Annotated in this window: 20 protein-coding genes; 12 read left to right on the top strand and 8 right to left on the bottom strand. The window is 52.5% G+C overall.

The genetic code is table 11. The features are described from left to right. Positions 1-44: 44 nt before the first annotated feature. Complete coding sequence (gene lpp / locus JM656_RS11960) at positions 45-281, bottom strand: murein lipoprotein Lpp (RefSeq protein WP_001082307.1); 237 nt, start codon at positions 279-281, stop codon at positions 45-47. Between the two features lie 308 nt (positions 282-589). Then, positions 590-2,011, bottom strand: coding sequence for a pyruvate kinase PykF (gene pykF, locus JM656_RS11955; protein WP_203357981.1), 1,422 nt, complete (start codon positions 2,009-2,011; stop codon positions 590-592). Between the two features lie 589 nt (positions 2,012-2,600). Between pykF and JM656_RS11950 the strand changes: the two genes are divergently transcribed. From JM656_RS11950 to JM656_RS11940, 3 genes are read left to right on the top strand one after another with little or no spacing between them, the layout of a single operon-like run. Further along, positions 2,601-3,623: a methionine ABC transporter ATP-binding protein gene (locus JM656_RS11950; RefSeq protein WP_203357980.1), complete on the top strand. Its 1,023-nt coding sequence runs from the start codon at positions 2,601-2,603 to the stop codon at positions 3,621-3,623. Further along, positions 3,616-4,284, top strand: coding sequence for a methionine ABC transporter permease (locus JM656_RS11945; RefSeq protein ID WP_203357979.1), 669 nt, complete (start codon positions 3,616-3,618; stop codon positions 4,282-4,284). The genes JM656_RS11950 and JM656_RS11945 overlap by 8 nt, the downstream gene beginning before the upstream one ends. 21 nt (positions 4,285-4,305) lie before the next feature. Then, positions 4,306-5,118, top strand: a complete 813-nt coding sequence (locus tag JM656_RS11940) for a MetQ/NlpA family ABC transporter substrate-binding protein (protein WP_203357978.1) — start codon at positions 4,306-4,308, stop codon at positions 5,116-5,118. 43 nt (positions 5,119-5,161) lie between these two features. On the opposite strand, the gene ttrA is transcribed toward JM656_RS11940, so the two are convergent. The 3 genes from ttrA to ttrB are packed head-to-tail and all read right to left on the bottom strand — an operon-like array spanning position 5,162 to position 9,980. Next, complete coding sequence (gene ttrA, locus JM656_RS11935; RefSeq protein ID WP_203357977.1) at positions 5,162-8,227, bottom strand: tetrathionate reductase subunit TtrA; 3,066 nt, start codon at positions 8,225-8,227, stop codon at positions 5,162-5,164. After that, positions 8,220-9,245, bottom strand: coding sequence for a tetrathionate reductase subunit TtrC (ttrC, locus tag JM656_RS11930; protein ID WP_203357976.1), 1,026 nt, complete (start codon positions 9,243-9,245; stop codon positions 8,220-8,222). The genes ttrA and ttrC overlap by 8 nt, the downstream gene beginning before the upstream one ends. Continuing rightward, positions 9,246-9,980 (bottom strand): tetrathionate reductase subunit TtrB, encoded by a 735-nt coding sequence (gene ttrB, locus JM656_RS11925; RefSeq protein WP_370552271.1) that lies wholly within the window; start codon positions 9,978-9,980, stop codon positions 9,246-9,248. A gap of 179 nt (positions 9,981-10,159) precedes the next feature. Between ttrB and ttrS the strand changes: the two genes are divergently transcribed. The 9 genes from ttrS to JM656_RS11880 all read left to right on the top strand — a co-directional run bounded on the left by ttrS (position 10,160) and on the right by JM656_RS11880 (position 19,281). Beyond that, the gene (ttrS, locus tag JM656_RS11920; RefSeq protein ID WP_203357975.1) at positions 10,160-11,941 is read left to right on the top strand and encodes a tetrathionate respiration histidine kinase TtrS; all 1,782 of its coding nucleotides are present in this window, start codon (positions 10,160-10,162) and stop codon (positions 11,939-11,941) included. Then, positions 11,916-12,500 carry a tetrathionate respiration response regulator TtrR gene (gene ttrR, locus JM656_RS11915; RefSeq protein ID WP_203357974.1) on the top strand — a complete coding sequence of 195 codons (585 nt, stop codon included), beginning with the start codon at positions 11,916-11,918 and terminating at the stop codon, positions 12,498-12,500. Before ttrS ends, ttrR begins: the two co-directional genes overlap by 26 nt. Positions 12,501-12,613: 113 nt before the next feature. Continuing rightward, positions 12,614-12,823, top strand: a complete 210-nt coding sequence (fumD, locus tag JM656_RS11910; RefSeq protein ID WP_192614337.1) for a fumarate hydratase FumD — start codon at positions 12,614-12,616, stop codon at positions 12,821-12,823. A 471-nt stretch (positions 12,824-13,294) separates the two neighbouring features. Beyond that, the gene (locus JM656_RS11905; protein WP_192612078.1) at positions 13,295-13,921 is read left to right on the top strand and encodes a ferredoxin-like protein; all 627 of its coding nucleotides are present in this window, start codon (positions 13,295-13,297) and stop codon (positions 13,919-13,921) included. A gap of 119 nt (positions 13,922-14,040) precedes the next feature. Further along, on the top strand, positions 14,041-16,143 hold the full coding sequence (locus JM656_RS11900; protein WP_203357973.1) for an aldehyde ferredoxin oxidoreductase: 2,103 nt from the start codon (positions 14,041-14,043) through the stop codon (positions 16,141-16,143). Positions 16,144-16,156: 13 nt separating this feature from the next. Continuing rightward, positions 16,157-16,807 (top strand): YdhW family putative oxidoreductase system protein, encoded by a 651-nt coding sequence (locus JM656_RS11895; protein ID WP_203357972.1) that lies wholly within the window; start codon positions 16,157-16,159, stop codon positions 16,805-16,807. Between the two features lie 63 nt (positions 16,808-16,870). Next, the gene (locus JM656_RS11890) at positions 16,871-17,539 is read left to right on the top strand and encodes a 4Fe-4S dicluster domain-containing protein (protein WP_192612081.1); all 669 of its coding nucleotides are present in this window, start codon (positions 16,871-16,873) and stop codon (positions 17,537-17,539) included. Then, positions 17,536-18,321 (top strand): thiosulfate reductase cytochrome B subunit, encoded by a 786-nt coding sequence (phsC, locus tag JM656_RS11885; protein WP_203357971.1) that lies wholly within the window; start codon positions 17,536-17,538, stop codon positions 18,319-18,321. Before JM656_RS11890 ends, phsC begins: the two co-directional genes overlap by 4 nt. 3 nt (positions 18,322-18,324) lie before the next feature. Next, a complete protein-coding gene (locus JM656_RS11880; protein ID WP_203357970.1) occupies positions 18,325-19,281 on the top strand; it encodes a hypothetical protein in 957 nt (318 codons plus the stop codon). Between the two features lie 59 nt (positions 19,282-19,340). Here JM656_RS11880 and JM656_RS11875 read toward each other — a convergent pair whose 3' ends face one another. The 3 genes from JM656_RS11875 to JM656_RS11865 all read right to left on the bottom strand — a co-directional run bounded on the left by JM656_RS11875 (position 19,341) and on the right by JM656_RS11865 (position 21,218). Then, on the bottom strand, positions 19,341-20,150 hold the full coding sequence (locus tag JM656_RS11875) for an MBL fold metallo-hydrolase (protein WP_203357969.1): 810 nt from the start codon (positions 20,148-20,150) through the stop codon (positions 19,341-19,343). A 109-nt stretch (positions 20,151-20,259) separates the two neighbouring features. After that, positions 20,260-20,400 carry a hypothetical protein gene (locus tag JM656_RS11870; RefSeq protein ID WP_101737839.1) on the bottom strand — a complete coding sequence of 47 codons (141 nt, stop codon included), beginning with the start codon at positions 20,398-20,400 and terminating at the stop codon, positions 20,260-20,262. Between the two features lie 548 nt (positions 20,401-20,948). Continuing rightward, positions 20,949-21,218: a hypothetical protein gene (locus tag JM656_RS11865; protein WP_203357968.1), complete on the bottom strand. Its 270-nt coding sequence runs from the start codon at positions 21,216-21,218 to the stop codon at positions 20,949-20,951. Between the last annotated feature and the right edge of the window lie 8 nt (positions 21,219-21,226).

The raw sequence follows: 21,226 nt of genomic DNA, 5'->3' as shown, positions 1-21,226 counted from the left end.
AAAAATGGCGCACAATGTGCGCCATTTTTATTACACAGGTACTATTACTTACGGTATTTAGTAGCCTGGTTGTCCAGACGCTGGTTAGCGCGAGCTGCGTCGTCTTTAGCAGCCTGAACGTCGGAACGCATTGCGTTCACGTCGTTGCTCAGCTGGTCAACTTTAGCGTTCAGAGTCTGAACGTCAGAAGACAGCTGATCGATTTTAGCGTTGCTGGAGCAACCTGCCAGCAGAGTAGAACCCAGGATTACCGCGCCCAGTACCAGTTTAGTACGATTCATTATTAATACCCTCTAGATTGAGTTAATCTCCATGTAGCGTTACAAGTATTACACAAAGTTTTTTAGGTTGAGAATATTTTTTTGATGCTAATGCACTTATTTTTGATCGTTCGCTCAAAGAAGCACCGAATTGAGCGAAATCGTCTAAAAAACTGAGTGAAAACAGAATCCTTCCATCGGATTCATCTTAGATAATCAGTAATTAGATAGCGAAATCCGATTTGATTTTTTATTAATAGTGGCTATTGATAAAATAAAAAAAGCGCCACAAGGGCGCTTTTTAAACAAATTAATTCACACAGGAATTATTACAGCACGTGAACAGATGCCGTGTTGGTGGTGCCGCTTGGTACCAGTGCACCGGAAACCATGACCACAACGTCGCCTTTCTGTGCCAGACCACGGTCAACCAGCTCCAGAGCCACTTCTTTACCCAGACGGTAGAAATCATCCGTAGAGGCAATTTCTTTCACCAGGTGTGGAATAACCCCTTTGCTCAGCACCAGCTGACGCGCGGTGGTTTCATTGGTGGTCAGCGCCAGGATGGTTGCATCCGGGAAGTATTTACGCACTGCACGTGCAGATTTACCGCCACGGGTCGCAACAACGATCAGCGGGGCTTCCAGTTTTTCTGCGGTTTCGACTGCGCCACGGCATACGGCTTCAGTGATACGCAGTTTACGGCTGTCGTTATTGTAGTCCAGACGGCTGGTCATTACGCGGTCGGTACGTTCGCAGATGGTCGCCATGATGGAGACGGCTTCCAGCGGGTATTTACCTTTTGCGGATTCGCCAGACAGCATAACTGCGTCGGTACCGTCGAGGATGGCGTTAGCCACGTCGCCTGCTTCTGCGCGGGTTGGGCGTGGGTTTTTGATCATGGAGTCCAGCATCTGCGTCGCAGTGATAACCACTTTACGCGCGCGAACGCATTTCTCGATCATCATCTTCTGCGCGAAGATTACTTCTTCAACCGGGATTTCTACACCCAGATCGCCACGAGCAACCATGATGCCGTCAGACGCTTCGAGGATTTCGTCGAAGTTGTTCAGGCCTTCCTGGTTTTCGATTTTGGAGATGATCTGAATCTTCTCGCCGCCGTGCGCTTTCAGGTGCTCACGGATTTCAACCACGTCGGAACGCTTACGGATGAAGGACGCGGCAACGAAGTCAACGCCTTGCTCACAACCGAAGATCAGATCCTGTTTGTCTTTCTCAGCCAGTGCTGGCAGTGCGATAGAAACGCCCGGCAGGTTAACGCCTTTGTTTTCGCCCAGGTCGCCATTGTTCAGTACTTTACAGATAACGTTGTTACCTTCGATCGCGGTAACTTCCATGCCGATCAGACCATCGTCAACCAGAACGGTGTTACCAACGCTCAGGTCAGTGGTGAAACCTTCGTAAGTCACAGCAACGATTTCGTTGTTACCGACTACGGTTTTGTCGGTAGTGAACGTGAAGGTCTGGCCCGCTTTCAGAGAAACATCGTTACCGCCTTCCAGCTTGATGGTACGGATTTCCGGACCTTTCGTGTCGAGCAGGATAGCGGCTTTTTTACCGGTTTTGCTCATCACGTTGCGCAAGTTCTGGATACGCTGACCATGCTCTGCGTAATCGCCGTGAGAGAAGTTCAGACGCATGACGTTCATGCCCGCGTCCAGCATTTTGCTTAACATCTCTTCAGATTCGGTTTTCGGGCCGATGGTGCAAACAATTTTCGTCTTTTTCATGACAGTCTTAGTCTTTAAGTTGAGAAGGATATGGAAATCTGGCTTCAGGGGCGCACGGCCAAGAAGCTAAACCTGTGTTGCGAAAGTGGTGATACATCGCTCTAAGGATAGGTGACATCGAAGGAGCGTGCAGAAGAATGTGTGCTCGTGTTTCAGCCCAACGGGAAGGGGATAATGTTAGTCGTTGAGTTTTATAGTGCAATCTGCTGAAACCATTCAAGAGACAATTGGCGCGCATTATACGCTGAAGTTTATCCAAAAGGAAAATAAAAACAGCGTTTCAAAAAACTTCTGTGCAGTTTCACCACAAATTGTTATTAGAGCGTTAATACCCGCGTGAAGACTGACCCTCCAGGAGGCAAAAGTGTTGCGCAACAGTGGGAATCTTATGCTTTAGCATTACAAAAATAGTGCCAAAGTCTGAATTTACGCTCGCACGATGACATTTATTCTCTGAAGTTATAACAAATTCTTTTTTAATCATTTTAAAGCGTATCTGCTCTGATTACACTCATTTGGACATCCATACTGCTAAACAGCGAAAGGCACTGGCAGGATAACCATCAGCAGCTGCGGATACGATAACGATATGATCGCGTTGAAAAATATTTCGAAAGTGTTTACGCCCGGCAACCATACGATCACCGCCGTGGATAACGTCAATTTGACGGTTGAACAGGGGCAAATTTACGGAATCATTGGCTACAGCGGAGCCGGGAAAAGCACGTTGATTCGTTTACTCAATGGGCTTGAAAAACCGACTGCTGGCAGCGTCACCATCAATGGGCAGGTTATCTCTCAAGCTAAAGGGGAATCCCTGCGCCAGGCGCGGCTAAAAATCAGTATGGTGTTTCAGCACTTTAATCTGCTGTGGTCGCGCACCGTCAGCGAAAACATTGCCTTCTCGATGCAAATTGCCGGCGCGCCAAAGGCGAAGATCAAAACCCGGGTGGCGGAATTGATTGAACTTGTTGGCTTAACCGGGCGCGAAAATGCGTACCCGTCTCAATTAAGCGGTGGGCAAAAACAGCGCGTGGGTATTGCGCGGGCTCTGGCAAATCGTCCGGATGTATTGTTGTGCGATGAAGCCACGTCGGCGCTGGACCCGCAAACCACCGATCAAATTCTCGATCTGTTACTCGATATCAACCGTCGCTTCCAACTGACGATTGTGCTGATTACCCATGAAATGCACGTGGTACGCAAAATCTGCGATCGCGTGGCGGTGATGGAGAATGGCCGGGTGGTGGAAGAAGGGGACGTGTTGACCGTTTTTACCCATCCGCAGCAGCCGATCACCCGACAGTTTGTCCGTCAGGTCAACCAGTATGTCGAGGACGATGCCTTCAATCCTTTACTGGCGAGTGAATTGGGCGGCACGGTGATTAAGTTGACCTTCACCGGTCACAGTACGCATCAACCGATTGTCGGGGAGCTGACCCTGCGCTACGGCCTGCCTTTCAATATTTTGCACGGCAAGATGACGCAAACCGCACACGGCGTGTTTGGGGAACTTTGGTTGCATGTCGTGGCAACCGAAGAGCAACTGAACAATATTCTGGCGGATCTGGGACGCAGTGGGATTGAAAGCGAGGTGATTCAACATGGCTGAGACGCTGTTTCCTCACCTCCGGTGGGAGCAACTGTGGGCGGCAACCCAGGAAACGCTCTACATGACTGCGCTTTCAGGGACTGCCACCTTTGCGCTTGGCATCGTTCTGGGGCTGGCATTGTTCCTGACCGCTCGCGGCGGGCTGTACCAACATCGCGCTTTCTATAGCGCTATCTCCCTTGTGGTGAACGTGTTTCGCTCTATCCCGTTCATCATATTGATTGTACTGCTGATTCCATTCACCAAGTCATTAGTGGGGACCATTCTTGGCGCTAACGCGGCGCTTCCCGCCCTGATTGTCGGCGCAGCGCCTTTTTATGCGCGCCTGGTGGAGATCGCGCTTCGCGAGGTCGACAAGGGGGTAATTGAGGCCACGCGCTCAATGGGCGCTCGCCCAGCCACGCTTATTTTTCGGGTTTTACTGCCTGAGTCATCACCCGCGTTGGTGTCCGGGATCACCGTGACGCTGATTGCGCTGGTTAGTTACAGCGCGATGGCAGGGGTGATTGGCGCAGGCGGTTTAGGGAATCTGGCCTATCTGGAGGGATTCCAGCGCAACCACAGCGACGTCACGCTGGTGGCGACGGTGACCATTTTGCTCATCGTTTTCATCATCCAGTTCTGCGGCGATGTGATCACATCACTGTTCGATAAACGCTAATAAAATACGGAAACCTGCATCATGAAAAAAACACTGACATTACTCGCCGCCGCAACTTTAAGCGCCCTGAGCTTTGCCTCCTGGGCAGATACCCTGACCGTTGGTGCGTCTAACGTTCCGCATGCTGAAATTCTCGAGCAGGCGAAACCGATCCTCGCAAAGCAGGGGATCGAGCTGAAGATCCAACCCTTCCAGGATTACATCCTGCCCAATACCGCGCTGGCTGGGCGCGAGATTGATGCGAACTACTTCCAGCATATTCCCTATCTGAACAGCGTTCTGAAGGATCATGCGGGGGATAAAACCTATGATTTTGTCAGCGCAGGGGCGATTCATATTGAGCCTATCGGTATTTACTCGAAGAAATACAAGTCGCTGAAGGATCTGCCGGAAGGCGGCAAAATTATCATGCGTGATGCTGTCTCTGAAGAGGGGCGTATCCTGTCGATTTTTGAAAAAGAAGGGGTGATCACACTGAAGCCTGGCGTGGATAAAGTGTCTGCCCGCATCAGCGACATTGTCGATAATCCTAAGAAACTGAAGTTCCTGCCAAACGTTGAAGCGGCGCTGCTACCGCAGATGTACAACAATGACGAAGGCGACGCGGTGGTTATCAACGCCAACTACGCGATTGATGCCGGTCTGGATCCGGTACACGATCCGATTGCGGTAGAAAGTGGTGAAAATAACCCGTATGCCAACATCATTACCGTGCATCGCGGCGATGAGAAGAAGAAGGATATTGTGGCGCTGGTTGACGTGCTGCACTCTCAGGCGATCCAGGACTGGATCCGTACCAAATATAAAGGTGCGGTGATCCCGGTCAATAACTGACAGGTTCTGTGCCGGATGGCGATATCGCCATCCGGTGCACGGTTCAGGCCCGTTCAATTTTCGCCGGTAATCCCTGGCGAACCGCCGCGCCCGACACCCAGTCCAGCCAGGTATTACTCACCTGGCGGGTCGGGTCGGCAAACCCTAAATCGTTCAGGTTGATTCCCGATTTTATCTGCGCATCAAACGGCATCGGTTCACCGTCCAGGGTATGCTGTGCTGCCCCCATTTCCCGGTGCCCATAACCATGCTCAATGGCAATCACGCCCGGCATTACGCCGCTGAGCAGACTGATGTGCGCTTCCACCTCGCCGCCGGGCGTGGTAATACGCGCCACGTCGCCATGCGCGAGTCCGTAACGTTCGCCGTCCTGCGGATTGAGCGCCACCAGATTGGTTGGCTTGAGGTGGAGTAAACGCGGGATCACCGCCGATGCGCTCGCCATCGTATTGGACTTAAAGGAAATGAGTTTGAGCGGCCACTGTTTTACGGGGAACAGTTCATCCACCGAACGCCCGTCCGACAGCCTCGACGGATACCATGCCGGGCAGCCGCTGTAGCGTTCGCCGGTAATAGCGTGACGATGTGCAGCAACGCTCGCATTCCAGATTTGCAGCGGTTTTTCCCAGGCGTTGCCGACCCGATCATCCACCCGACCGCTTTTTTCCGGCGCAAAACGACCGCCGCGCGAGTAAACAAAGGCAACGCGGCGCACTTCATCGGCTTTCAGCGTCTGTTCAATCACCGGTAAAATACGTGATACGCCGGTCAGCGTGACATCCTCCTGATTGGCCTCGGCCACTGGCGATTTGCCCATAAACGCAATATTGGCGGCGACGCGAAGGTAGTAATCTTCTGCGCGATTCAGTGGGTAGTTGTTGCCCTGCGCATCAGTGATCGCATTGTCGCCAAATCCAGGCAGATGCAGCCGTTTCGCCACGGCGATACAGAACGATTCCATCGATACGGGCTGCCCGTCTGCCGCGCGGTGGGTGGCTGGCGGAACAATAGGCCAGCGGGCGGTCGTGGCTTTACTGGCGACACCCGCCCACGGTGCGCTGAACCCCCAACTTTCAAAGTTGTGGGTATCCGGCACGATATAATCCGCCAGCGCTGTCGTCTCATTCATAAACGCATCAATCGCGATAAACAACGGCAGATGTTGGGGGTCTTTGAGCTTCTCTTCGGCGACCGCCCGCAATCCCGGAATGCCATAGAACGGGTTGGTCATATTGGAAATCCAGGCTTTCAGCGGATAGGGATAGCCTTCCAGCGCAGAGCTGAGTAATTCAGTGAGCTGGCCTGCCACGAACGGATACCACGGCGCTTTTGCCGGGAAAGGGGATTTCCCGGCAGCCACTTTGTCACGGTACTCTTCGGAGGATTCATAAGCGGTTTTACTGCGGGCAATACTCAGACCTTTCGGTTTCACCTTGCCGGGAAAACTGTCCATGTTGTAGCGGGGACCATCGGTTGCGCCATTAAATTTACCGCCCCCGACAAAAACACCGCCTTCGAGACTGAGGTTACCAATCAACGCGTTGAGCATCATCACGGCCCAGGCGTTGTAAAATCCATTGCCCGCCATCATTCCGCCATGGGTAATCACGGCTGCTTTGCGGCCATGACCGGTGAAGGCGTCAGCCATGGCCACCATGTTTTCTGGTGAAACCCCACACTGCTGGCTGTACTCGCTGAGCGTCAGTTTTTCTGCGGACTCCTTCAGACACTGAAACCCGCTTTTTACCGTCACGTGACGACCGTCCGCCAGCGTTACCTGGCGGGTGACAAACAGCTGGGCTTGCTGACACGCCGTTGCCGCAACCATCTCGCCCGATTCGTTGACAACCATGGGATCGGCACTGCCCTCAGAACTCAGGTGCGCCTGGGTCAGATGCTGTCCGGCAAGCGTTGGGATCTCATCGGTTACCACCAGATGTGAGGCGTTCGTCCAGCTTTTCTCGCCAGCCTGTTGCATGGCCGCCGCGCTGGGGAGCGCGAGGTACGCGGCGTTATAGCGTTTATTTTCGATGATCCAGCGGATCATGCCCATCGCCAGCGCCGAGTCACTGCCCGGCAAAATGGACTGCCAGTGTCCGCGAGGGTCGGCCTGCACGGTGGTTAATGGCATTGCCGGAGAGACGACCACATAGCGAAAATCATCACGTAAGCGCGCGCTGGCAAGTTGTCTGGCCTGGCGTTTAAAGGGGTTGCCGGACTGCGCCGGTGAGGTGCCCATAAAGAGGGCGAATTCGACGTTTTCCCAGTCGGGTTTTACGTGGGTGTTTTTATCCAGATCGCCCATTAGCGCGCCAGAGCCTGCCCGGTACGCCAGACCACAGTACGCGCCGTGCGCGCCGAAATTTTTACTGCCGAAGCTGTTCAGGGCAAAGCGGCGCAGGAAGGTATCGCGCCCATCATCGCTGGTGTTGGTCACCAGCAGTTGATTACTTTTGGGGCCAAAACCGGGGTGCTGCGGATCAACGGGCGTGTTTGGGGCGTGAATGGCGCGCAGGCCGTCGACGTGTCCCTCGCCGAACAGATCGCCACCCTCGACAACCTCCTCGATCAGTTGTTCAAAACTGATGCGCTGCCATTTCCCTTCTCCCCGTTTGCCTACGCGTTTCATTGGTACCAGGATGCGTAGCGGACTGTATAAGCCTTCGAGCAGCGTGGCGCCACGGGCGCAGGCGGTGGACCGGGCGTCGAGTCCATTTTCTCCGGCCAGTTGCTCCATTGCCGTTGCAAATGGGACGGCGGCGTCAATGTGGTGTTCATGCGAAAGCGGGTGATACGGATTACCTGCAATACGCAGCACCTTGCCCTGCTGGGTGTCGACCCGAACCCGCACGCCGCACTGTGTCCAGCAACCGAAACATTGCGTCATGGAGATCACCTGATGCGGATTTTGCTGCCAGTGCGGCGCAGCATGTGCTTCGGGGATCAGCGCATTGCCGAAGATCCGATCGCGGGTAATTTTGCCGGAGGTGCCATCCAGCAGACCATCGATCGCGCGTTTTGCCACATCACGGTAACTGAGGCCGAAGGTCACCATGCCGCCCACGGCAAGACCCACTTTAAGCCACTGACGACGGGTTAAATTAGCCATGTTGTAATCTCCTGGTGAGCACGTTAAGCACCTCACGAACAATGATGATAAGCGCAATCCACAAACCAAAAGTCCCGACGATGGCCAGCCAGCCGTCGTTCCCTCCAGGCAGTGAATACGGGTTAAATTGCGCGTTAAATTTGGGGATGGTCTGTACCTGAATCAGCAGTGTCCAGCGCATTAGCCAGCACAGTGCCATTGCGCTTAACGCCAGGCTGACGCGCCATGTGCGCGATAAGGGTTTACGCATTGCGATGGCGCACACGGTGAGAGTGAAAAGCCATAAGGCGACCCAGCCAACGGCGTAGTGCCGGGCGGAAGGCGATACGTCAATCCACTGGCGGAGCGCGACGCCCGAAAGCGTGTCACTGCTCACCCAAATCACCACGACGAGCGCCAGCGCTAACAACATGCAGAACTGTCCTCCTGCGAGGCGTCGTTGTAATCGCGGGTCGCGGTGATTGGCGACAACCAATAGCGCGAAGAAAGCCTGAAAGGCGCTGAAGAGCATCGCCACCGGAAAGGCGTAGCTGAACCAGACCGGGCGAGCCTGCACCACAGACACTTCGCGCCCGGTATAAATCAGTAATCCCACGGCGGACAACGCGCTGGCCAGCGCCAGCCATTTAGTGAGGCGGTAACTTTTGTTGGTTAACCGCTTGATGTGCTGCGCCACAAACCAGAGACCCAAAAAACCCGTGAACAGCGGCAAGAATACGGCGCCCCAGGGCATCCAGGACCAGGGAGTAGGATACGCATAAAAATGCCATACGCGGGCGGTCTGGTGGAGATCGGCGGTGAGCGCCAGCGGCGCGGTGATGGCGCAGGTCAGGGCAATCAGTAGTGTCAAATTCTCCAGAGAGGCGCTGTCGTCAGACTTACGCCAGTGCAGATAGCAGGCAAACAGTGCCGCGCAGGTGGCAATGCCAATAAAAAAGAAATATTGCACAGCCCAGGGCAGCCAACTCACTTCCTGCGGCCGGGTCAGCACCTCTTCGATTAACAGTGAATGCGACATTTAAACCTCCTGCCAGAGGGCGGGTTGTGCGCGGCCCATCAGCGGCGTGACGAACGCCTCATCCAGGCCCAGGTAGAATACGTGTGGCAAGGTGCCGTTTTCCGGTTTCAGTACCTTGATTGCATCGCGGTGAGTGTGAAGCATCTGCGAGATCCGGCTGTCGGGATCCTTGATATCCCCGATAATCCGGGCGCCGCCGACGCAGGATTCAACGCAGGCGGGGAGCAATCCAACCTCCAGTCGGTGCGTACAGAACGTGCATTTATCCGCAGTTTGCGTCTCGTGGTTGATAAACCGGGCGTCATAGGGACACGCCTGCACGCAGTAGGCGCAGCCGACGCAGCGTGTGTTGTCCACCACCACAATGCCATCCTCTCGCTGAAAGGTGGCCTGCACCGGACAGACCGGGACGCAGGGCGGGTTATCACAATGGTTGCACAGGCGGGGAAGCAGTACGTTAGTAACGTTTTGCTCACCTTCCAGCCTGACCTGGTATTGGTTGACGTGCGTACGAAACTCCCCCTGCGGCGTCTGGTTTTCAATCGCACAACTGACGGTACAGGCCTGACAGCCAATACAGCGGCGCAGATCGACCAGCATGGCATAACGGTGTTGCGCCGATCCTTCGTGTCGCTCCGGTGAGAAGGGAAATTTTGCCTCTGCCAGGGGGACCAGAGAAGCGCCTGCGGTCAGGACGCCGAGATGCTGGAGAAACTGCCGTTTACTGCTGTCCATATTTTCTCCCGTCACGATGCAACCACTAAACATTGGTCATGTCGTTGATTTGCGTGTTATGTATAAAGAATCTTGATGATTTACAGTGTAAAAATCGTGGCGGGGGCAGCTCTATTGTGGTTAACCACATACCCGGCTTGTTGTTGATCTAAAACAACATAAATGACAGGGATTCTTGGGTGAAAGGCAAAGTGGCGACCTACCTGACGGTGCTGGCATCCGTCTGGGTATTAACGAATCCCGCGTGGGCGGGGACGTGGAATATCGGCGTTCTGGCGATGCGAGGGGAAGATTCAACGCGCAATCACTGGCAACCGCTGGTGACGATGCTGAATCAGCAACTGCCTGACGAACAATTCCATATTCAACCGTTAGACTTGCACCAAATGCAGGAGGCGGTGAATCGCGGAACGATTCAGTTTGTGATTACTAACCCGGCGCAGTTTGTGCAACTCAATAGCCACGCCCCGTTACGCTGGCTGGCATCGCTGCGTTCGCTGCGAGGGAGCAAGACGGCAGGAAATGTGATTGGCAGCGTGATCCTGACGCGGCGTGACAGCGGCATCAACGGCGTTCACGACCTGATCGGTAAAACGGTTGGCGCCATTGATGCCCAGGCCTTCGGCGGGTATTTGCTGGGGTATAAAGCCCTCAGCGACGCGGGACTGCGTCCGGAGCGCGATCTGCAGTTACGTTTTACCGGTTTCCCCGGCGATGCGGTGGTGTATCTGCTACGAGAAAAAGCGGTACAGGCCGCGATTGTACCGGTGTGCCTGTTGGAAAAAATGGACCAGGAAGGGCTGATCCATAAAGACGATTTTGTGGCGGTACTCAACCATCCCGCGTCGATCCCCTGTTTAACCAGCACACCGCTTTATCCTGACTGGTCGTTTGCGGCCCTGTCGTCCGTCAGTAATGCCCTTGCGGATCGCGTTACCCGCGCGTTATTCAACGCCCCGGAATCCGCTCCATATCACTGGGGCGCGCCTGCCTCTACCAGCCAGGTTGAAGCATTGCTGCGCGAGGTGCGCCAGCATCCGCAGCATCGACGTTTATGGCTGGATGTGAAAAGCTGGCTCATTCAGCATAAGACGGCGATGGGCGGGGCGGCGATTATCCTCTTCCTGCTGACCCTGAATTACATCTGGGTCATGCTGTTGGTTCGACGGCGGGGGAAACAGCTGGAACGCAATAATGTGCTGCTGCATCAACAAGAGCAGGCCCTCGAAACGGCAAGACAAATGAGTATTCTCGGCGAGATGACCTCCGGGTTCGCCCACGAGATAAACCAGCCGCTTTCGGCAATCCGTCATTATGCCGAAGGGTGCCTGATTCGGTTACGCAAACAGGATCCGCAACACCCGCTGTTACCCGCGCTGGAAAATATCGACAGCCAGGCCCAGCGCGGCGCGGATACGTTGCGCAATTTGCGCCACTGGGTCAGCCAGGCGCAGGGAAATCCGGTCCTGACCGAAGAGTGGAAGGCTACCGGCATTCGCGACGCCATATCTCACGTCTGGCAGCTGTTGCGCATGTCGCAGCATTTCCCGACGGTGACGTTACACGCCGATGTGGATCCTGCACTGACGCTCACGCTGCCGCCGATGCTCCTTGAACAGGTTCTGGCGAATCTTATCCTCAATGCCGCTCAGGCGGGCGCGACGACAGTGTGGTTAGAGGCTGAAGAGGGCAACCACTCGATGTCTATCCTGTTGCGGGACAATGCGGGGGGAATTGATGACGCGGTACTTCATCAGGCTTTTCAGCCCTTCGTGACCACCCGCCAAGAAGGGATGGGCTTAGGGCTGGTTATCTGCCAGCGGCTGGTACGTTACGGCCAGGGAGAAATTAGCATTTCGAACCAGACATCGCCTGATGGTCAGACGGGGGCGGTTGTCATATTGCATTTCAGAAAAAATGAGGGAGAGAGCGGCGATGGCGATCATTCATCTGCTGGATGATGATGTGGCAGTGACAGACGCATGTGCCTTTTTACTGGGGAGTTTAGGTTACGAGGTTCGTTGCTGGAACGATGGCGGCCGTTTTTTAGCACAGGCGGACTTGCGACAAACCGGTGTGCTGCTGCTGGATATGCGGATGCCTGGGCTGGATGGTCAGAGCGTGCATGAAGAGATGCGCCAGCGAGGCAGTACGCTGGCCGTCGTGTTTCTCACCGGGCATGGGGATGTCCCGATGGCGGTGGAGCAAATGAAGCGCGGGGCGGTCGATTTTCTGCAAAAGCCGGTGTCTGCCGGCCCCCTCCAGACTGCGCTGGAACATGCGCTGGTAGTGTCGGCGTCGGCGTTTGCGCGGCAGTCCATCATCCGCTGTTACCAACAACTCACGCCAAAAGAGGGCGAGTTGGCGGCGCTGGTCGCGAAAGGGTTGATGAATCGCGAAATCGCCAGCGTGATGAATATTGCGGTGCGCACCGTAGAGGTTCATCGCGCCAGGGTGATGGAAAAAATGCAGGCCGGAAGCCTGGCGGAGCTTGTTAATCGCCTGCAACAGGTGCTGTAAATCGATAACTATGCAATAGTTTCAATCTTTATTTATTTGATTTTCATTGAATTTTGTCTATTTCAACGGAGTGATATATGCTGTTGGCTAATGCTGGCAACGAGTGAAACATGATGGGAAAACCAGGCAAAGAAGACGAACTGTACCGGGAAATGTGCAGGGTAGTAGGCAAAGTGGTGCTGGAAATGCGCGATCTGGGGCAAGAACCGAAACACGTCGTGATTGCTGGCGTGTTAAGAACGGCGTTAGCGAATCAGCGTATCGTGCGCAGCGACCTGGAAAAACAGGCGATGGAAACGGTCATCAGGGCATTAACAGGTTAATGGGATAAGGAGATGGGCGATATCTTTCGCCATCTCTGATTCTTTATATTCGGGTTACTATTTCCATATGAAAATACTATTTCTTTCATTAACAGAAATAATCGCTGTATGATTAATTATATATCGAAGGCGACGTATTATTATATCTGCGAGACTTGTCACAAACATCTGAAATAGAATTGAATAAATATCACCCACTCATTTAATGATAATAAATATCACTTCGCATTTAATATTTCCCTTCCGTTTTTTAATTGATGACGATCAAAGTTATACCTGCTGAATAACCACATTATCTTTATGCCTAACCCTAAAGGATTAGTTCGTTGGCATTTAATCCTCTTTTACAAGATCCGGTTAAGGCGAAAACACCAGGTGTTGGAGGCAACATTAGAGGCTCTGTTTTTGCATAATTACAATTGGCCTGGGAGATGTTGTCAGCACTGCGTTTGCAAAGAGGATGCAAAATAAATGAACCAGGTTGATCGTCCACTTTTAGATTTCGGTTTAACGCGGCTTGAATTTTTGCGTATATCAGGAAAAGGGCTGGCGGGATTAACGATTGCGCCTGCGTTGTTGTCACTCTTTGGCTGCAAGCAGGAAGATATAGACAGTGGCACAGTAGGACTGATTAATACACCGAAAGGCGTTCTGGTCACCCAGCGCGCTCGCTGTACGGGATGTCATCGTTGCGAGATTTCCTGTACCAATTATAACGATGGCGCGGTGGGAACGTTCTTTTCTCGCATTAAGATCCATCGTAATTACTTCTTTGGCGATGCTGGCGTCGGCTCCGGCGGCGGCTTGTACGGTGATTTGAACTATACCCCTGATACCTGCCGTCAGTGCAAAGATCCGCAATGTATGAAGGTGTGTCCCATCGGCGCCATTACCTGGCAACAGGAAGAGGGCTGTATTGTCGTTGATCATAAGCGGTGCATTGGTTGCAGTGCATGTACGACCGCTTGCCCCTGGATGATGGCCACCGTAAACACCGAAACCAAAAAGTCTTCAAAGTGTGTTTTATGCGGCGAATGCGCTAATGCTTGCCCGACCGGGGCATTAAAAATAATTGAGTGGAAAGAGATTACTGTTTGATTGATCTCAGGTGGAAACGCAATACGTTATCCTCCCTTAATGAATCCAGTTTTGCAAAAAGTGCGAGATGACGGTGAGCGATAATCACGCCATTAAATCATCTTGCAAAGGAAAAAATTATGGCTAACGGTTGGACTGGTAATATTTTGCGGGTCAATCTCAGTACGGGTGAAATAACTCTTGAAGATTCCAGCAAATTTAAAAAATTCGTCGGCGGAATGGGCTTTGGTTATAAAATCATGTATGACGAAGTCCCGCCAGGCACTAAACCTTTTGATGAAGGTAATAAACTGGTATTCGCCACCGGCCCGTTGACTGGGTCTGGAGCGCCATGCAGTTCTCGCGTCAATATCACCTCACTTTCCACGTTTACCAAAGGTAATTTAGTCGTAGATGCGCATATGGGAGGCTTTTTTGCCGCCCAAATGAAATTTGCAGGCTATGACGCCATTATTATTGAAGGTAAGGCGGCATCGCCCGTCTGGCTTAACATTAAAGACGACAAAGTCAGTCTGGAGAAAGCCGATTTTCTCTGGGGCAAAGGGACGCGAGCCACAACCGAAGAGATCTGTCGGATGACCAGTCCTGAAACCTGCGTGACGGCAATCGGTCAGGCCGGTGAAAACCTTGTTCCGCTCTCCTGTATGCTCAACAGCCGCAACCACAGTGGCGGGGCGGGAACCGGGGCGGTGATGGGGTCGAAAAACCTGAAAGCGATCGCGGTTGAGGGCACCAAAGGGGTCAATATTGCCGATCGCAAAGAGATGAAACGGCTCAATGACTATATGATGACCGAGCTGATTGGTTCCAATAACAACCATGTAGTGCCCAGTACACCGCAGGCATGGGCGGAATATTCCTCTCCGGCTTCACGCTGGAATGCGCGCAAAGGATTGTATTGGGGGGCGGCGGAAGGCGGTCCCATTGAGACGGGTGAAATACCACCGGGTAACCAGAACACCGTCGGCTTTCGTACCTGTAAATCGGTTTTTGACCTGGGACCCGCTGCCGAAAAATACACGGTGAAAATGAGCGGATGCCACTCGTGTCCGATTCGCTGTATGACCCAGCTCAACGTTCCCCGGGTAAAAGATTTCGGTGTGCCAAGTACCGGGGGGAACACCTGCGTGGCGAACTTCGTCCACACCACGATCTTTCCGCACGGCCCGAAAGACTTTGATGACAAAGATGACGGGCGCGTCATTGGTAATCTGATCGGCTTAAACCTGTTTGACGATTACGGTATCTGGTGCAATTACGGGCAATTGCACCGGGATTTCACTTATTGCTACAGCAAAGGGGTCTTCAAGCGCGTTCTTCCTGCCGACGAGTACGCCGAAATTCGTTGGGATCAGTTAGAAGCAGGCGATCCTAACTTCATCAAAGATTTCTATTACCGACTGGCGCATCGCGTCGGTGAACTCAGCCATCTTGCGGATGGTTCTTATGCCATCGCTGAGCGCTGGAATCTGGGTGAAGAATACTGGGCTTACGATAAAAACAAACTCTGGTCGCCGTTTGGTTTTCCTGTGCATCACGCCAACGAAGCTTCAGCACAGGTTGGGGCGATCACCAACTGCATGTTTAACCGCGACTGCATGACGCACACCCACATCAACTTCATTGGTTCCGGTTTACCGCTGAAATTGCAACGGGAAGTGGCGGGCGAGTTGTTTGGTTCCGAAGACGCCTACGACGAAACCAAAAATTACACGCCGATCAATGCGGCCAAAATCAAATACGCCAAATGGACGCTGCTCAAAGTCTGCCTGCATAACGCCGTTACGCTGTGTAACTGGGTTTGGCCAATGACGGTATCGCCGCTCAAAAGTCGTAATTATCGCGGCGATCTGGACCTGGAGGCTAAGTTCTTTCAGGCCGTAACCGGCGATGAAACGACCCAGGCAAGCCTGGATCTCGCTGCTGAGCGTATCTTTACGCTGCACCGTGCCTACACGGTCAAGCTGATGCAAACCAAAGATATGCGTAATGAACACGATCTCATCTGTTCATGGGTGTTCGACAAGGATCCGAAAATCCCCGTCTTCACCGAAGGAACGGACAAAATGGATCGTGAGGATATGCGCCTTTCTTTGACGCTGTTCTATAAGGAGATGGGCTGGGATCCTGAGTTGGGATGCCCGACCCGCGAAACCCTGAATCGACTCGGGCTTGAAGACGTTGCAGCCGATCTGGCCGCACAGAATCTGTTGCCTGCGTAGAAAGGAACGCGTGATGAGCCATGTAGATAGCGTTTCAGCCCAGGATGCTCCAGAGATCGACGTCGAGAAACGCCAGTGGTTTCATGCGTTACGTCCTCAGGAAGAGCAAGGCGATACACCGGCGGAAGCGGCGAATCCAGTAGAAATTGTGGCGGATTTTATCCGCCAGCATTCGGCATCGGGAAACCTGGTGGCGCGTAGTCTGTTTACGCTGCCGCCCTATTTGTTGACCGAAGAGGATCTCGATCCTCTGCTGGAAAGTCTGCGCCAGGGCGAAAGGGGGACGGATATTACCTGTGTGAAAGGTAGCCAGGATGAGTACTACTACAGCACGCAGACGATGACCGAAAACTATGCCGACATGTGTGTGCAGGTGGTGGAAAGGGATATCTGCCGTGCGGTTGCCGAGGCGGTGCGTTTTGATTGCCGCACGTATCCCCGACCTTACAAAGTCGCCATGCTGGAACAACCGCCGTACCGCTTTGAACCGCAAGAGATAGAGGCGGCGCTGGCAACGATGGACGTTCATCCGGACTATGCGGATATACGCCGCGTGGAGTCATCAAACGCAGAGCCTTATCTGTTTAGCGAGCGTTTTATGAGCTACGGAAAAGCCTATGGCTTATGTGAATGGCTTGAGGTTGAGCAGTATCAGAACCCCTGATTTTTCAGGTAGATGTCATGGAATGTGTGGACTGTCTCTGTCACAGCATTAGAGGATAACCCGATGTCCTTCACTCGACGAAAATTTGTAATTGGCATGGGGACGGTGATCTTTTTCACCGGCCCCGGTCAAAAGGTAGTAGCCGGCACGAAACAGACCAAAGACGTGCGCTACGCCATGATTCACGACGAATCACTGTGTAATGGCTGTAATTTATGCGCACGTGCGTGCCGTAAAACGAACCATGTCCCCCCGCAGGGGAGCCGTTTGTCGATCGCGCATATCCCGGTGTCTGATAACGAAAATGAAACTCTGTATCACTATTTTCGTCAGTCTTGTCAGCACTGCGAGAATGCGCCCTGTATTGACGTTTGTCCGACCGGGGCCTCCTGGCGAGACGAAAACGGTATTGTGCGAGTAGATACATCCCGCTGCATTGGATGCAGCTACTGTATCGGCGCGTGCCCGTATCAGGTTCGTTATCTCAACCCACAAACTAAAGTGGCAGATAAATGCGATTTCTGCGCTGAAAGCCGTCTGGCGAAAGGCTTTCCTCCCATTTGTGTCAGTGCCTGTCCAGAGCACGCGTTGATTTTTGGGCGTGAAGACAGTCCAGAAATTCAGGCATGGCTGCGGGAAAACAAATACTACGAGCATCAACTTCCAGGCGCAGGCAAACCCCATCTGTATCGCCGGTTCGGTCAACATTTGATTAAAAAGGAAAATGTATGAACGCGTCGCAGAGTGCCGAACAGTTTCACATGCAGCTCGCCCGCTATGTCCCCCTGTTTTCAGCGGAATACTGGCCTGTCTGGTTGGTGATTGCCGGTTTGATGCTGGTGGCGATGGGGTTGGTTCTGGCGCTGCACGCCATTTTACGTTTTCGATCCGTGAATCAGAAGTCGGCGAGTCACGGGGAGAAAGTCTATTTGTACTCAAAAGCGGTCAGGCTATGGCATTGGTCTAATGCGTTGTTATTTCTGTTGCTGTTGGTCAGCGGCCTGATTAATCATTTCACTCTCGCCAGCCCGTCGGCGATCAAAAGTCTGCTGGCGGTGCATGAAGTCTGTGGCTTCCTGCTGCTGATATGCTGGATTGGATTCGTGTTGATCAACCTGGCGGGCGGTAACGGTCATCATTACATTATTCAGCGCCAGGGGTGGGTAAGCCGTGCGCTTCGGCAGACGCGTTTCTATCTGTTCGGCATTATGCAGGGGGAATCGCACCCGTTTCCGGCAAGTGTGCGCTCGAAGTTTAACCCGCTGCAGCAGGCTGCCTATGTTGGTGTGATGTATGGATTACTGCCGCTACTGTTGATAACCGGCTTGTTGTCGCTTTACCCTCAGGTCGTCGGCGATCTGTTCCCGGGCGTTCGTTACTGGCTGTTGCAGGCGCATTTTGCGTTATCCATAGTCAGTCTGTTTTTCATTTTTGGTCATCTCTATTTATGCACAACAGGTCGCACGCCGGGCGAAACCTTCAAGTGCATGGTAGATGGCTACCACCGGCATTGATCGATGGTTATTACGCGTAAGGATTTGCGGGCCTGGCGTGTCGGGCCCGTAATGTATCGATGGTTTATTCGCCATTTTCCTGATGGGGGGAGTTACGCAGACGTGCATCGCACGCTCCAGTTCGAAGGTTATGCGGATTGGGCAAACAGTCTGGTGGAATATGCGTGGACAAAGTGGCTGGGTGAAGAGAACTTTGTGCGTCAGGATATTCGTACCATGGATTTTTTGGCGAATGCACTGACTCCGCCGAATGCCATTTTTCCTCATGATGCGGAAAGCGTTGCCCCCTGTTTCAGTAAATTGTCCATGGTTAAAGATAAAGAACAGCTGGCGAATGCGGAGAATAGCGCGCAGATCTGCAGTGCGGGCGATAACGTGCGGTTAGGCTGTGCCGGAGACAATGTGAAAGTGGCCAGCGCAGGGACCCACAGTTATATCGGCAGCACAGGGGACAATGGTTGGCTGAGCAGTGCCGGTTATGCCACACAGATTGCCAGTGCGGGTTATGGCGTGCGTATTGGCAGTGTGGGATATAACGCCCACATTGGCAGTTCAGGCGATCGTGCCCGTGTGGTGGTGGCGGGGAATTCAACCCGCGTTAGCAGCGCCGGAAATAGCATGCGAATCGCCAATACGGGAATGCGTGTGCGAGTCAGTACCCTCGGCAGCAGAAGTAATATCGCCAGCGCGGGCGATCTGTCACACATTACCTGCTTCGGTGAACAACCTAAAATAGCCAATAGCGGTGATAACGTTCATATAGTTGCCAGTGGCGAACATGCCGTTATCGCCAGCGTCGGGCATGTGGATTCCATCATTCTTGGACCCGGAGGGTGCGCCGCGTTAGCCTATCACGATGGGGTTCGCACACGCTTTGCCGTTGCCATTGAAGGGGAGGACAATATTCAGGCTGGGGTGAAATACCGGCTCAATGAACACCACCAGTTTGTGGCGTGCTGAGTCAGTCTGGAGTCTCAATACAGGTCGACTATTGCCCGCTCAACGCGCCGCGATGTCTCTTATTCCGGAATGACGACCACTTCCCCCGTCGCAGGGCTGTGCAGCGAAGGCAGCCACAATTTTCCCCACCAACCCGTGCAATGGCAGGCGAAAATATACGTTGGGTTTTCCTTGCGGAGAAAACGTCTGATTTTCCATAAAGTCCACGGCGACGCACTACGCAGATGCAGCCCGCCGACAATGGCATGGATACGCGTGATGCCGGTGATTTTTTGGCAGTGACGTACAATGTTGATAATCCCCTTATGACCGCAGCCAGTGATGATCACCAGTCCCTGTGTCGATTTATAGATCAACACCCCCTCATCCTGAATGTAATCTGTGGACCGAGCAGGATCGCCAAGTACGCCATAGGCTTTTGGAGAAGGGGTTGAGATCTCGCCTGACCACATGAAACGTGGGCTGATGTCCACCGGTGTTGATGTCGGTTCCTGTATAAAGCGTGAATAATCAACGTCGACTGACAACTTTTTGAATTTTGCTTTTATCCCGGCAAATGTGAGCGCGGCAAAACGTGGTTGACTGATGGCAGGATGGCAGATGATCCGCGTCTTTTCCGGGAGCCACGGTACGCCACCACAATGGTCATAGTGTCCATGGGAAAGGAGAGCTGCCGTCAGGGTGTTGAGATCAATCCCCATGTTCAGGGCATTTTTCAGAAAGCTATCATCGGGGCCGGTATCGAACAGTAGTCTGTCCTGACCGTCTTCAATGAGCAAACTGAGGCCGGGTTTGGATATCAATGGCGAGGTATTGTGGCTTTCTTTTGCCAGATGATTTTCAAGTAGCACGCTGATTTTCAAAGACATGGTCATTCTCCAGCCATAAGGCTGAATTGTCTGCTATCTGCGGGGAAGTCTCAATAGGGCAAGAAGGAATCAATGACATTAAAAAACCGGCGCGAAGCCGGTTTAAACATTAGATTTTGCAGGCGTCGCCGCAGTCATCATCGGCCACAATCGCTTGCGCTTTTTTGTCTGCATCATCAAGACGCTCTGCATTACGCTCTTCCGCTTCTTCCAGTCCGTTAAAGACCAGATTATCGAGATCAATTTCCATCAGCTACCTGCTTCATTTCAGTGTTTATCAACATCTGATTATATTTCAGAAAGGACATAATCAACAAACAAAGTACAGCAAAGTGGACTTAATCGAAGGGGAGTAAGCCGAGCGAGAAGTCAATGCGCCTGATGAAGAAAAAATGGGGGGCATCCGAGTTGATGGCCTAAAGTTGTACAGTAGATGAGAATGTTTATGATTTATCTATCAGAACCCTTGGGAGCGCACCTTTTTGCTGACAATTTTATGTACCAACTATGCATTTCTAAACGGAATTTTCTCGGTACTTCGATGTGCGCAACAGTCTCGCACGATGAAGTAAAGCGTTAGTACAGACCTGTGGCACAACTTCTCCTTAATGTCATTGAACGTTGTAATGCATAAGGAAAATTAGTCTTCGGCGATATGTATTAAATAAGACCGCGTCCCTTCGTTTGAAATGACAAGATAAAATAGTTAATAAACAGCAACAGGAACGTCATCCTGTATTCTAATTTCCGTATTTACATCAGTGATTTTTATCTGTTCATAAATTCACTAATACATTATTAATATTCAAGCAGTTGCCTCTGTGATTCGTTTTCTTCGAGATATTCGAAGGAGAGCAGGCGAGTTTTTTCATCGTTGAAAAACCATTCGCAATCGTTTCGTTGAATAACGTCTCCGGGTTTGAAGCATATCCCGGATGCAGCCCGAACGATCGCATATTTTCCGTTACTGAACATAACCCTGTGGATACAAAAGGGGGGCCTTGCATCTCCAAAAAGGCGGTTTGCAATGATATGCCCTTCAATAAAAACAGCTTTCTTGTTTTTCATGAGATTCA

This window comes from Citrobacter sp. R56 (genome assembly GCF_016811995.1).
Taxonomy (GTDB): Bacteria; Pseudomonadota; Gammaproteobacteria; order Enterobacterales; family Enterobacteriaceae; genus Citrobacter_D; species Citrobacter_D enshiensis.
This window is presented reverse-complemented; position numbering and strand designations above follow the sequence as displayed.